Genomic DNA, 15,460 nt, shown 5'->3' on the forward strand with positions numbered 1-15,460 from the left:
CTATTCTTCTACTTTTAAAACTGTGAATTCGGTTCTTCGGTTTAATTGGCGCCCTTCGGGATTGTCTTTTCCGTTAGGCAGTGAGTTTGGTGCAATTGGTTTGCTTTTACCATATCCTTTGGCAAATACCCTGGCATTGTCTACATCGCTGGCAATAATGTAATCTACACATGATTGTGCCCGGCGTTGAGACAAGTCTATGTTGTAAGCATCGCTACCAATAGAATCGGTGTGCGAGCTTAGTTCGATCTTAATTTTTGGATTATCCTTCATAATCTTCACCAGATCGTTCAGCACTGTTTTTGACTCAGGGCGTAGAGTGGCCATGTTGAAATCGTACAGAATGTTTTGAATAACGATAGGCTTGTTCACCACAAACGGCTGCAGGCACAAATCTGGATTGAACAGCGTATCGCCTTTCATTTTAGCGCCATGCTGTACAATTGGCAGCACTTTAGTAAAGTATCCGCTTTTCTCAATCACCAAATTATATGGGCGCTGGGTAGCTACGGCAAAGCTATATTTACCATCGGCACCTAAAACCTCTTCTTTAACGGGAGTTTTAGAAATAGAATCAAGGAAGGTAACCTTTGCGCCTGCCAGGGCTTTGTGGGTTTCGCAGTCAACTACCAGGCCCGAGAGAACGTAGCGCTTATCAGTAGCCGTAAACAGATCCAAACAACAATCAGACTCGCGGTCTGAGCTGATATAAAATTTCTTCGGATCAGTTTTATCAGGATAGTAATACAGGTCGTCTTTAGCCGAGTTAACCGGGAAACCCATGTTATGCGCTTTACTCCACTCCACGCCGTTGTAGTTAGCCTCATACAAATCAAAGCCACCCAGGCCGATCATTCCTTTTGAACTGTATACCATGCGTTTGTCGGCATCGCTGTAATAAGGCGCCTGCTCATCGGCACTGGTATTAATATTAGCGCCCAGGTTGGTAGAGTTTACCGGCTGACCATCGGCGCCCAGATCTGCAACCCAGATATCATAGCCCCCCTGTCCGCCAGCTTTGTTTGATACAAACAACAACTTTTTACCGCCAAAGGCTACACATGGCTGTATAGCGCTAAAGCTATCGGCATTTACGTTACCGTTCAGTTTTACTAATGCCCCCCAGCCTTGTGCCTTTTTGTTAGAAAAATAGATACCATGAATAGTTTTGGCACCGTCTTTATACCAACGGGTGATGTACATGCGCGAGCCATCTGGCGTAAAGGCCGGCGTTCCATATTCTACATCCTTTTTGCTTTCGCCCTCAAAATGTACAATCTCAGGCTTGGCAATGCCGCCGGCCGCAAACTCATATACGCGGTTAAGGCGTTTTTTATCATCCTTCAGCATGCGCGATGAGGTGAACCATGAGCGCCCATCTCTGGTCTGCAGCGCATAGTTTGATCCGTCAGAGTTCCAATCGCCTTTCATCTTGGTCAGATCAGCCAGCATGGGGTATTTGTATTGCTCTTTGGCAAAGCGGCAATTTTCCATCTCTTTATTGGCTTGCTCTATGTATTTATTGTCGCCTTTGTAGTTGGCTGTAAACTGGGTAAGCTGTGCAATAGCCTCATCAAAATGCTGGTTAGCACGCAAACACACGCCGTACCAGTAACGGGCCAGCGGATACTTACTCTCATAGTTGGCATTCAGCACGCGGTAGTACCAGCCCTCGGCCTCCAGGTAGTTCTCATATCCGCGATATGATTCTGCCAACTGGAAGGCCACGTAGATCTGCTCAGGCACTTTGTCTGTGCTCTTTTTAACGGCAACCGACTGGAACGGCAGCACCGCAGACGGCGTCATTTGCATGCCATTGGCTGCTTCCTTGTAGTAATAAGCTGCCTCATAATAGTCTTTGTTGTTGAACGATTTGTCGCCCTGTTCTTTATAATCACTTTTATATTGCGCAAACAGCGCAGCCGGTGCGGCCAGCAGAGCGAGCGATAGCAGAATAGTAGATTTCTTGATCATGATACAATTGTGATTTAAAGCCTTGGACAAATAGGTTCAGGTTCTTGTATTCTTTTGCGGAACACGTAGCTAATAGAAAGCTCCAGACCGCCCGCACCGTTTGTTGCTCTACTGAGCGACGTGGTGTTAAAATCATAACTTACCCCAATAATGGTATTGTTTACGTGGTAGCCCACATCGGCAATAGCCGCATCGTGTATGCGATACATGGCACCCATAATCAGGCCGTTATTCTGTTGAAACTTCATCTCCGAGTAGGCGCCCATGGCAAACTCATTGGTTTTTTGCTGCTGGATATATAAAGCATTAGGAGTAATATCAAACAAATCTGACGCCTTGATGCGTAAACCACCATGGAAGGTATAACGCAGCGGCACTTTGCCTTTTCCCGTACCAGAGAACGGATCGTTGGGGCGAGAAAGGTGACCAACACTCACACCTGCAAATGGATTAATCGTACTCAGCGGATCGCCATCGTAATAAAAAATCCCGGCGTTGGCATCAAACACCGTGGTACTGCTGTTTGAGAAGCTTTCAAAACTCGGCATCGACGGGTCAAAACCGCCATTTGGATTGTATTGGCTACCAAACTGCGTTTTGCTCATATCAAAGCTGCGGTTTATAAAACCAGCCTGCACACCAAAGTTGACCTTCTGGTTACCATCGGCAGACACCGTGATATTGTAAGCGAAAGAACCGTAGGCAGTGAGGTAATTGAATCCTGCTGAACCTGCTCTTTGATCAAGCACGTTCAGGCCAACACTTACCCGGTCGCCCGGACGGGCATCAGCAGCAACAGCAACAGTTTGGTAGGCATTGCCCACATTGGCCCATTGGTTTTTGTAGTTACCGGTCACACGAAAATCGCCATTCATAATACCGGTAAGTGCAGGGTTAAGCCACAGTGGATTAGCATAATATTGCGAGAAATGCGGATCGATCTGGGCTTTTACAGAGGTTGCTCCGGCCGCAATCAGCGCCATTAGTAATAGTAGTCTGTTTTTCATGATGTTTATGGTTTTTGGGTTACCATAAAGCAATGCCGGGCCGCCGCAAACAGCGGCCCGCAATGCTTTACCTCAATAGTGTTACTGTGCCTTTTTTGGTTACTTTCTGTGCGTCGTTCATAATGGCTTCTACGTAGTACACGTAAACACCTACCGGCTGTGGTGTGCCTTTATAAGTGCCGTCCCATCCGGTGGCGTTGTTGGTGGTTTGCAGCATCAACGATCCCCACTGGTTATACACCCAGATGGTTACCGATTTAACGTTGGTGCCATACACCTGGAAGATATCGTTCTTACCATCACCGTTCGGACTAAACGCATTCGGGATATACAAACCATCGCCAAACGGATTAAGCGAACGACCGGTCACCGCGTCAGACAATGCACTCATCTGACAGGCCAGGCTACCAAAGGCTTTCACCACAATGGTTACCGCCTGGTTAGGTTGCAGGCCGGTTACGGTATGCGTAGTACCTGCTGCACCAGAGCTTGGTGAACTAAAGGTTGAGCCATTATCCAGACTGATCTGATACGATGCGGCGCCCGGTACAGCCGCCCACTGGAAGGTTACCGAGTTGTTGGTTGCATTGGCAACGCTCACTACCGGCTGGGCCAGTGGTTGTCTTACCTGTACGGTTACCGTTCCACGTGTTGCGCTAACACAACCGCCCGCGTTGCCGGCCTCAACATAGTACGTGGTATTGGCGTTAAGCGCCGGTGTGGTAAAGGTTGCACCGGTTCCGGCAGCTGTGCCACCGTTTGCAGTAGTATACCAGCGGTAAGTAAGTGTTGCATCTGGACTATTTACGGCCAGCGTTGTTGTTGCACCGGCACAAATATCAGTACCTGTAGTGGCCACACCTGGTGTTGGTGGCACTGGCAGCACATTTACGGCCACCGCAGTACGTGTTGCCGACGGACAGCCATTGCTGTTAACAGCTTCTGCGTAGTAAGTTGTATTGGCGGTTAAAGCCGGTGTCATGAAGGTAGTGCCGCTGTTTAGCGCACTGCCGCCTGTTGCTGCTGCATACCAGTTGTAAGTATAACCAGTTTGTGGCGATGCAACACTCAGTGTAGCTTGACTGCCACTACAGTTGTTCACTGCATTGCTGGTCAGCACCGGTGCGCCAGGGATGGCAACCACAGTCACCTGTACACTCGCCAATGACGGACTAGTACATGATCCGCTGGTGGCATCTACATAATAAGTTGCATTGGCGGTAATTGGGCCGGTGGTATAAGTTGGGCCGGTAGCCAATACCGTTGTTTTGCTGGCATCATACCAATGGTAAATCACTCCTCCCACCGGCGATGATACAGCCAGTGTAGCTGTACTGCCATTACAAGTGTTAATGGTAGCTGCAACCGGAGTTGGTGTAGCCGGTGGCGCACTCACATTAATGGTGATGCCGGTACGCGCAGCAGACACACAACCTGTGCCATTGGCAACAGCCTCGGCATAAATGGTGGTAGCTGTAGTAAGCGGACCGGTAGTATAGCTTGCACCAGTGGCTATTGGCGAACCGCCGGTAGCAACATTATACCAGTTAAAGGTAACGTTTGCCGTAGTGCTGGTGGCATTAAGCGTAATTGTACTGTTAGCACAGATGCTTGGGCTGGTTGAGCCGCCTACTGCTGTAACCACTGGGTTTGCAGGCGCAGGGTTAACCGTAACGTTAGCCACAGAGCGCGTGCCTGATATACAACCGGTGCTATTCACTGCCTCGGCATAGAAAGTAGCATTAGCGGTTAACACCGGTGTGGTAAAGCTATTGCCAGAGGCAAGTGCGGTACCACCTGTAGCGGTGTTGTACCAGTTATAAGTGAAACCGGTTTGTGGGTTATTGATGCTCAATACGGCCTGGCTATTGGCACAGGTTGAAACCGCATTATTGGTAAGCACTGGCGCACCCGGAGCCGATTGCACATTTACCTGTGCTGTACCCAAACTATTACTGCGGCAACCATTACCGTTAACTGCAGCAACGTAGAACATGGTACTAGCATTGATTGGGCCAGTTACATAGGTAGTGCCCTCAAACAACTTGGTAGTTTGGGCCGGCGAGTTAAACCATTGGTAAGTAATACCATTCTGCGGATTACTGATCTGCAATGTAGCCGTGCTGCCCTGACAAATTACCAGGCTTGATGATACTAACGCCGGAGAATTAGGCAGCGTAGTAACGGTGATATCAACTTTAGTACGGGTTGACGGATTACAGTTACCTGCGGCGGCGGCTTCTACATAATAAGTAGCGTTGGCAGTTAAAGCCGGGGTGTTAAACTGCGTACCGGTATAAAGTATTGTACCGTTTGTTGCGGCATTATACCAACGGTAAACCAGGCTGGCGTCAGGGTTAAGAATGCTTAAGCTGGCTGATGAACCGGCACATACATTGGTGCCACCGGCGCCTGCCTGAACTTGCGGTGGCGTAGGCGGAGCCTGTACATTAATATCTGTTTCTGTACGTGTGGCGCTTACGCAACCGCTGGCATTGGCAGCCTCTACATAATATTTAGCACTTAGGGTAACATTATTCAGTGTGAAGCTGGTACCGCTAAACGCCAGTGTGGTACCGGTTGGCGTGGTGTACCAGTTATAGGTTAAACCAGCAACCGGGTTAACCACGCTCACGGTAGCGCTACCACCTGCGCAGACCTGGGTAGCAGTTGCACTCAGCGTTGGCGCGGCAATGGTGCCGCCGGTAGTTACGTTAACCACCGTACGACCGCCGGTGTTATCACAACCACCGGTATTGCTGGTGGCACCAACATAGAAGGTAGTATTGGCAGTGATGGCTCCGGTGGTAAAGCTGGTGCCTGAGCCCAGCACAGTAGTACTGGTTGATGTTGCATACCAATTGTAAGTTACGCCGGCTTCAGGAGTTTGTACCTGCAAAGTAGCAGTAGTACCCGCACAAACCTGTACGTTAGCAGACACCACACTTGGGTTAGACGGACGCGGAGTTACCGTTACCGTTGCCTGTGTGCGGGCGCTGCTGGTACAGCTACCGTTGGTAGCCTCGGCAAAGTAGTTGCCATTAGCTACCGGTGTAAAGGCATACACAGCGCCGGTGTGTACCAGGTTACCACCTGTTGCAGCATCGTACCAATTAATGGTAGCGGTACCGGCGTTGGTAACAGAAAGCGTTACCGGGTTACCGGCGCAGACGGTTACCGTGTTGGCAGCTAGTACCGGCACCGGTGGCGTTGGCGTTACATTAACAGTGGCTGGTACCCGGTTGGCGTTAATACAACCGTTTGATGTACGGCGGCTTTGTACATAGAATGTGGTTGATGCCGTTAAACCGGTTGCAGTATAAGAAGATCCGGTGTGTACCAGGTTACCTCCTACTGCAGCATCGTACCAATCGTAAGTTATTACACTATTACGTGCGTTGCTTACGGTAAAGGTTGCGCTGCCGCCGCCACATATATTAGCTGTGTTAGTAGCCAGTACCGGCGCTTCTACCTGTTTAGTAGCATAGTAAACATTGAGATTGGTGAGTGCCGATAACGTTGCGTCGATACTTAGCTGAACAGCATCGTAATTAGCACCGGGCACAAACTTGATAATGGCTGCGGTACCGCCAGAGAGTAATTGAATCTTAATTAAACTGCTGTTGAGGGTGATCTGATCAGCATTACCTGCTGCACCCAGGAATGATTGCACAGTGAGCGAGCTTAACAAACCAGCGCTGATAACGCCTGATGGCAGGGCCACCTTGATACGCACGGTATCGCCGGCGCTACCCTGATCAGCAAAGATCAGTTTCTGTGAGATGCTGCCCAGTGCTACCACAACATTAAATTGGCTGTAAGTAGTGGTATCGGCATCAACGGCATTATTAGGATTGGTTACCGAACAGGCCACACAAGCCACGCCTACCGAGAAGGTTTGCGAAGATGCAAAATCACAACTGGTAGAGAATACAGGGTTAACAGTAATAGTTACCGGCGTGCGAGTTGGACTGATACAGCCTGTTGCCAGTGCGCTTTCTACATAATAAGTAGTAGTTGCGGTAAGGGCCGGGGTTGTGAAAACAGCACCGGTAAAAATTGGCGTGCCGCCTGTAGCGCTGTTGTACCAATTAAAGGTAGCACCCGCAGTGGTTGATGAAGCAGTAAGCGTCGCTGTTTGTCCGGATGTGATCTGCTGACTTGCAGGCACAACAGTTACTGTAGGTGCAACAGGCGTAGGGTTAACCGTTACTGTAGCCGATGCACGGTTAGTGCTGGTACAAGTACCGGTACTTGCTTCAACATAATAGGTTGTATTTGATGTTAGTGTTGGCGTGGTAAACTGCGCACCGGTAAATACCGCAGAACCTCCGGTAGCTTGTGTATACCACTTAAAGGTTACACCTGGCTGCGTAGAGCTGGCGGTAAGTGTGGCTGTTGAACCCGAACAAGTTTGTACAGCATTTTGCACAACGCTTGGATCAGCAACGGCGGTGGTTACATTGGCCGTTACCTGGGTGCGGCTTGCGCTTACGCAAGTACCGTTAGCTGCTTCAACATAGTAAACAGCATTGGCGGTAAGTGCAGCAGTTGTAAAGTTATTACCGGTGTGCACCAGGTTGCCACCGGTAGCAGCATCGTACCAGTTAAAGGTAACACCGCTAACAGGTGTGGCAGCAAAGGTTGCCGTTTGACCCGAACAAATGGTTACGGTTGGCACGCTCACCACCGGGTTAGCCGGAGTTGGATTTACCGTAACGGTTACTTTTGTACGTACAGACTGTGCACAACCATCGGCAGTGCGGCTGGCTTCGGCATAATAAGTATAGGTGCCGGCAGTCAGTGCCGCGGTTGTATAAACTTTTCCTGTAAATAACGGGGTACCGCCAGTGGCGCTGCTGTACCATTTTACGGTTACGTAATCTGGAGCGGTAGCGGTTAGAGTGGCTTGTGTACCCTCGCAAGCGGTAACGCTGGTAGCGGTTACTGTTGGAGCAGCAACCTCCTGGTAAGCATCATAAATATTCAGCGCGTTAAGAGCGCTCAGTACGGAGTTAAGACGAATCTCTACGCGATCAAAATCGGCAGTTGCTTTAAACACCACACGGAAACGGTTAACGCCGCTTAGTAAATTCAGTGTTAATAAGGATGAGTTAACCTGGAAACGGTCATTATTATAAGTAGCGCCGTTATAAGTAGCCAGGCTGATGTTTGACAACAAAGTCAGGTCTAATAAGCTGGCCGGAACACCCAATTCAACCACTACGCTATCACCAGCGCGACCGGTACTTGCAAAACGCAAGGTTTGTTGCTGATACTGTGACAGTCCCAGGCCAACCGGTACACTCAATTGAGAGAAAGTGTTTCTGTCGCCGTCAACAGAGCCCGTTGCATTGTTCACACCACAGGCCACACACAAGATACCGCTATTGGCCGTGGTTTGATCTATCGCCGCGTCACAAGGCACAGGGCTGCTGGCCGAGTTATTCACGTTTACGGTACCCGTTGCCCGGGTAGCAGATTTTGCACCAGTTGCCGGTATGCTGGCTTCGGCATAATAAATAGTGTTGGCAAATTGTGCCGGAGTGGTAAAGTTTGGACCAGTAAATATAGAGCTGCCGCCTGTTGGCGTAGTGAACCAGTTAAATACAGCGCCCGGCGTGGTTGATGATGCGGTGAAGCTGGTAGTCTCGCCGGCATTGATAGTTTGCGTAGGCGGAACAACGGTTACATCCGGAATCACCACAGGCAGCACGGTAACAGTAACCGGGGTACGGTCAACAGAAACGCAATTACCCAATGTCGATTCGGCATAATAAGTAGTGTTAGCATTCAGCACAGGGGTGGTAAATGTGTTACCAGGACCACCAACTTTATTACCATTAGTGGCAGCGTCATACCAATTAACTACCGCGCCGGTTGGCGGCGTAGCAGTTAAAGTGGCAGTTTGACCCGCGTAGATGGTTACGTTGCTCAAACCAGCTGTTGGTTTAACAGGCACATCATCTACCACTACGGTTACCGGGTAACGTACACCGTTGGTACAGCCGTTACGCGTATAAACTATATAATAGGTAGTATTAGCATTTAAGTTTGGAGTGGTATAAGTGGTACCGGTATTAACCAAAGTACCTGAGGTTGGCGCATCATACCATGTTAAAGTACCGTTGGTTGGCGACGTAATATTGATCACAGCCTTGCTTCCTTTACAAACCTCGGGAGCAACCGGGTTAAATATTGGCGTAGGGAATTGCTGCGCAACATAGTAAACATCCAATGAAGTAAGCGCGGTAACGGTAGGATCAAGCCTGATCACCACCCGATCATAATCGGCGGTAGCTTTAACCAGTGCAATAAATTTGTTCCCGCTTAACAGGTTTAATTTGATGAGCGAATTATTAAGCTGGTAGGTTGCGCCCGCAGTTGCCCCATTATAGAAGGTTACGCTTACGCCGCCCAGCACGCTTACATCGGCCAGGCCTACCGGCGAGCCCAGGCTCAGCTTCACAGTATCGCCTGCAAAACCAGCGTTCTGGAATTGTACAGTCTGTTGGGTGTATGCAGCCAGACCAACCGTTACCCGCAAAGTAGACGCAGTGGTAGTGTCGGCATCAACTGCCAACGCAGGGTTATTAACACTACACAACAAACAGGCCACACCACCTACAGCATTGGTCTGCGCGTTGGCAAACGAACATGGTGCGTTAGTATTAATGGTAACATTAATGGTGATTGCCGTGCGATTGACTGAGGTACAGCCAGTACTGTTTACTGCCGATACATAATAAGTAGTAGGCGCATACAGGGCCGGTGTAGTGTAAGTAGTACCGGTAAATATAGGTGTGGCTCCGGTTGATGATGCATACCAGTTATAGGTAACCCCGGTTTGCGCATTGCTTACATTTATAGTAGTAGTTTGGCCGGCACTAATACTGCTGTTATTAGCCAGCAGCGTTGGATCAGCCGGTTTAGGCTGTACAGTTACATTAGCCTGCGTGCGTGCGCTACTGGCACAACCGTTGGCATTTACAGCTTCTACATAATAAATAGCATTGCTATGCAGCGGACTGGTGGTATAGTTAACACCGGTATAAAGCGGCGAACCGCCCGTAGCGGCGCTATACCAATTATAGGTAAGATTAGCATCTGGCGAGCTGATGGCAAACACGGCCACATCGCCATCACAAATAGTAACGTTTGGTGCAGTAAGCGCCGGTGCCGACGGCAACACACTAATGGTTGCGGTTACCTGGGTGCGGCTGGTACTTACGCAGGTACCGCCAGATACCGCCTCGGCATAGTAAGTAGCGTTGGCGGCAAGGGCTGTAGTGGTAAAGGTATTACCAGTACCTACAAGCGTACCACCGGTAGCGGCATTGTACCAGTTAACGGTAACACCCGGAACACTGGTAGCCGTAAAAGTTGCCGTTTGCCCGCTACAAACAGTCACCGCGTTGTTAGCAACAACTGGCGCAGCAGGAATCTGGTTGACATTAATAGTTACCGGAGTGCGGTCTGACGCATCAGTACAACCGTTGCGCACAGCTTCTACATAATAGACAGCGTTGGCATTTAGCGGACCAACGGTGTAACTGGTGCCTGTAAATACTGGCGAACCGCCGGTTGCAGCGGTGTACCAATTGAATGTTGTATTAGGAACATTATCTACCGTAAGTGTTACTGAACTGCCCGCGCAGGTTTGTACTGTTGAGGCGATAACGTTGTTAAAACGCACTACAGGCCGCGGAATAACCCGCTGCGCCTCGTAAAGATTCATGGTAGAAAGCACACCGGCTATACCACCTCCCAAGCGTACCTGAACACGATCAAAAACTGCTGATGGTGCAAAGGTGACCGAGTATTTGCTGCTCGCCGCATCCAGCAAACGCAAGCTGATGAGCGACGAGTTGAATGTTTGCGTATCGTTATTACTGGTATTGCCATTATAGGTAGATACCGATATATTGGCCGTGACACCAAGTGTTATTAATGACGATGGCAGCGAAAAGTAAAGTCTGACAGAATCGCCTACTACCGATTGATTTTGGAAGATAATGGTTTGTTGCGCGTATGCACCCACTGCGGCTATACCGGCATTGAGTGTTGAAGCAGTATTGACGTTACCGTCTATCGCCTGCTGAGGATTAACTACCCCGCCTACTGATGCGCCCAGACTGAGCAGCCCCGACGAAATGCCGTGCAACTCATCAACAGCGGTGTTACAGGCAACATTGCCCGTACCGTTGTAAAAGGCATCATACACGTAGAAACTGCTAAGCGCACCTGCAAGGCCCCCATTCAGCGTTACGCGAACACGATCATACTGAGCCGTGGGCGTGAACGAAACGATAAGCTGATTATTGTTAGCCAGCACCGAAACCAGGTCTGATGCCAAAACGGGCGAGCCAACGGCTGTTGTACCGTTATAGGCTTGCAACGATACGCCACCCAATGCGGTTACCGAAAGCAGGTTGTCGCCCGTACCGAGTTTTACCGACACCTGCGTACCGGAAGCAACTTTTCCAGGAAAAATTACATCCTCGTATGTCGATGCGGCCAATCCGAGCGTTACATTAAGAGTGGCATAAGTTTGCGGGTTACCATCGGCAGCATTGGATGCGTTGCTAACCGTACAACCCAAACACAAAAAGCCGGTTGCTCCGGTATTGGTGCTGGATCCGTAGGTTCTTTGCCCGAAAACAATGCTGGATTGCAGAATAAGGAAGGCGAGAAATAAAAACCTTGAAATAAGGCCAGAGGTAGAAATTTTCATACGCGGTCAGATTTAGTTGACTGTAATTACCCCGAAAATCTCGTTCTGGATTTTAAAAAGCCCGAAGCATATCATTCAGTTGTTCAGCCACTACCCCCTCTATTCATTTCTAAAAATTCTGTTCATTTTATTCATGTGAGATTTTTTAACTACAACCAATGCCATTATGTATATTTTTAGTTAAAAAAATAACACAAACAATCATTTTATTTAGTTAAAAGAATTATAGACAACCTGAAGGTGTGATCCCTATTTTTGGAATCACTTTACAAAGCTCCAATATCTGTTCATTGTGTACTTATAAAACACATCAACATGCTGATTAAAGACGCTTTGCGGGCGGTTTCTTAGAAAGAATTGGATTTGACCTGGATAATATGAACGAGAAGTAACAATGCCACTTTTTTATAAAACTTATTTTAGTAATTTACGTACACCCGCTAAAAGGCCCCAACTTTTGTCGCGAAGTATTTATACGATGCAGAAACTATTAATTTAAACAAACATGATCTCAGACAAAAACCCTAAAAAAAGGCCGCCCTTCCTTTCTCAATGTCAAGCCCCAACTTGCTTTATTGAAAACTGATTATTAAACCAAACCGCTAATTGAACTTTTACTTATGTTAAAATTGGTAAAGGCACCCGCATGTTTAATGCATACTGGTACGAGCCAGATCAGGCCGGAGGAAAAAACAAATTTTTATATGCTGTTAGTGCTAAAAACAGCTATTAACCATGTCCATTTTCTACACTGTTTAGCAATAGGGTATTTACACCCTTAAATATTAACAGTTGCGGGTATAATTTTATACTTGGCCACTATGGAAATTTGTAACGCTTAGCTCTTGTTACGTTACTGCTTTCCATAGCCCCTTTGGCGCGGTATACGCTATATCTGCTGAATATGAACAAGACTATTTTAAGCACACAAATTAAACTGGAAATCTTAACCATTTGTTCAGGCCCTATTTCGCGGCCTGATAATTTAATCAATCAAGTTCAGCTATTTATGCTGGGATATGATGACTTTGAGGATTGGTGCAGGCAACTTGAAAAACGCCTGCAACTTCTGGCAGTAGAGTATCAAACCGGTAAAGAAATAGCTGAAGGCCATATAAACGGCCAAACCACGGTTGATCAATGTATACAGATGGTTGTATAATATGTAAGCATGATTGAATTCATCCCACAACACTTTGAGAGGCTGAAGGGGAAAATATTAGACGCTGCGGGGTTAAGTCAGATCATACCATCTGATTGCAAAAGGTTGTCGGCTGATATTTTCAAGAAAACGCATAAACAACTCAGCGAAACCACATTAAAAAGGGTTTTTGGGTTTGCCTACTCTCAATTCAATCCGTCGGTTTTTACCATTAATACCCTGGCAGAGTATTGCGGCTACACCGGCTGGACAGACTTTGTCACCAAACTGCAAACGGTAGGTGCTCCGGGCGCGCTTAAACAGCACAACAGCAGTTGGCGCGATGTGGCAGAACACGCCCGAAAAATAACACAGTTTACGCTGCAGGCCCTCAAAAACCGCTCGGGGATACCGTTTAAGCAAACCATACCACGCAAATTTGTAGACGAGCACCTGGAAATATTTACTGGTGAACAGCATACTGCCACCATTTTAACCGCCCCCACAGGTTATGGTAAAACTACAGCGCTTTGCCATTGGGTTGATGAACACGTTAATCCCAAAAGCGGCGAGGTATCTGATGACATTATCTTGTTTTTCAGCTTTAACGTGCTGGTTAAAGCTATACAAGGACACAGCCTTAATGATTGGTTACTGGCCCTGTTAGGCATCGGTACAGACGAATGGGCGGTTAACATTGCCTTCTTTGAAAAAGGCCCGCCAAAAGGTAAGTTTTACCTGATACTGGACGGACTGAACGAGGCTGACTTTAAACGCAACGATTTTTATCAATTGCTAGGTCAGATCATTGACATTGTATCCTTATACAACAAAAGCGATTGGTTCAAAGTGATTCTTACCATGCGCTCTTCAACCTGGGTTAATAACAGGCATTTTCTTTCCAATAAATCAGATGAGTGGTTTTTGGGATTTATGACAGACAAGCAGCAGTCTGTAAATGTGCCCATGCTTGACGGACAAGAGATTGCGCAATTGAGCCGGCTCATTAATCCGGCAGAACAGGTTGTTATTAAGGAAATACATCTTAACAATCTGGCCCATCCGCTTTACTTCGAGTATTTTTACCAGGCCAACAGAGATAGTTTTTCACTTAACGACGTTAATCGCGCCAGCATTTACGAGCTGACCAGCGCCTACGTAATGGACAAAGTTTATAAGGGAAAGTACCACGAAGATAAAGTAGTGCTGCTAAATGAACTTGCCAACCAAATCAATATTACCGACGGCCACTATCGCATAGATAAACTTGCCGTGCATGAACTGCTCAAAACCTATCATCATGCTTATCAAGAGCTATTGAGCACCGGCTTTCTGCGCATTAACAGCCATACCAACTCATTAAAGTACCAGATATTTATTGAGTTTAATAACGACAATTTGCTGCAATTTGCCATTGCAAAAAAACTACTGAATGATAATAACGATCGGATTGATCAAAAACTGATCAGTGAGATAAATACCACATTATCTAACAGTCCGCATAAACTGGCAGTATTAAAGTGGTGCATTTATAGCATTGTATCTAACCAGGATGCTATTGACTTCAAGGCACTGGCCAACGCTCAATTAAACATAAACGAGCGTAGCGATCTGATCTTATTTATGGGGCATTTGTTTAAGAAGCAATTGGGAGACATTCAAAAACCCCATTATTTAAACAAACTGTTTAACCAGGAAGGTGAACATAATCTATTCAACTATTTTGTAAGTCTTGAATTCATTCATTACGATTATGAACAGGCGCTGCTAAGCATTCTGGATTTTGAGTTACCAGACCATCGTAGAGTGATGGTAAAAACATGCCTTAGCCTGATAGCCATCTTACAAATGGATGTGGTAAAGCTGGAAAAATATATCAATGAACTGAAAGCCACGCCTCATGATAGCCTGCATTGCATGATTATCAACCCTATTAACTGCCTGGAAAGCATCTACTTCTATCTGCGGTTTGGGATCATCAAAAAAGAAGCGTTTGCTGATATTACTAAGTTTTACTTCAACCCATCATTACCAACCCAATGTGGCGACAATGGTAATCTCAATGAAATTTCATTGATACTGGCACTATACTCATTATTACTATGTCGTAATGTGCCTAAAGTTATCCGGTTTATTAATGCCCTTAAAAAGATCTATCCTAATGGCACCGTGTGCTACACATTTATGATAGAACTGCTAATGGCACACATGTATATGAATAATGGCGATGCCAAAGGACTGGAGATTTATGAGCAACTAAAAAATAGCTTTGATAAAGACACCAACAACTTTACTACCTATATGAAGGTGTCGTTTTACTCGCTCAAAATAAAGGTGCTGTTATTCAAAAAAGAATATGCCACTATGTTTGAAGAGATACATCTGTTTATTAACCTGTGCGATGAGGAGAATTTTAAGCTGATAAAAGTAGCCGCTATAGCTCACCTGTTAGGTAACTATTCTTTAAAGAACGATGACGACAAGTTGTTTAACCAGATCTATTTTGATTTTGTAAAAACTACCCGCTCCAGCGGCTGCCGTACAGAAAGTTTTACCAGCAGTTTAAGCAGTGGGCATTAAATAGAATGATACAAGCATCAATTT

Annotated in this window: 5 protein-coding genes; 2 read left to right on the forward strand and 3 right to left on the reverse strand. The window is 46.9% G+C overall.

Annotated features, from left to right (window positions below; all coding sequences use genetic code 11):
* The 3 genes from ABZR88_RS18550 to ABZR88_RS18560 form a co-directional block, all read right to left on the reverse strand.
* On the reverse strand, window positions 1-1,974 hold the full coding sequence (locus ABZR88_RS18550; RefSeq protein WP_107827453.1) for an OmpA family protein: 1,974 nt from the start codon (window positions 1,972-1,974) through the stop codon (window positions 1-3).
* A 14-nt stretch (window positions 1,975-1,988) separates the two neighbouring features.
* On the reverse strand, window positions 1,989-2,981 hold the full coding sequence (locus ABZR88_RS18555; protein WP_146166485.1) for a PorP/SprF family type IX secretion system membrane protein: 993 nt from the start codon (window positions 2,979-2,981) through the stop codon (window positions 1,989-1,991).
* A 67-nt stretch (window positions 2,982-3,048) separates the two neighbouring features.
* A complete protein-coding gene (locus ABZR88_RS18560) occupies window positions 3,049-11,715 on the reverse strand; it encodes a gliding motility-associated C-terminal domain-containing protein (RefSeq protein ID WP_107827455.1) in 8,667 nt (2,888 codons plus the stop codon).
* Between the two features lie 904 nt (window positions 11,716-12,619).
* Here ABZR88_RS18560 and ABZR88_RS18565 point away from each other — a divergent pair.
* Both ABZR88_RS18565 and ABZR88_RS18570 read left to right on the forward strand, forming a co-directional pair.
* Window positions 12,620-12,877, forward strand: a complete 258-nt coding sequence (locus ABZR88_RS18565) for a hypothetical protein (RefSeq protein WP_107827456.1) — start codon at window positions 12,620-12,622, stop codon at window positions 12,875-12,877.
* A 105-nt stretch (window positions 12,878-12,982) separates the two neighbouring features.
* Window positions 12,983-15,436: a hypothetical protein gene (locus ABZR88_RS18570; RefSeq protein ID WP_107827457.1), complete on the forward strand. Its 2,454-nt coding sequence runs from the start codon at window positions 12,983-12,985 to the stop codon at window positions 15,434-15,436.
* The last annotated feature ends 24 nt before the right edge of the window (window positions 15,437-15,460 follow it).

It is taken from the genome of Mucilaginibacter yixingensis (assembly GCF_041080815.1).
Lineage (GTDB): Bacteria > Bacteroidota > Bacteroidia > Sphingobacteriales > Sphingobacteriaceae > Mucilaginibacter > Mucilaginibacter yixingensis.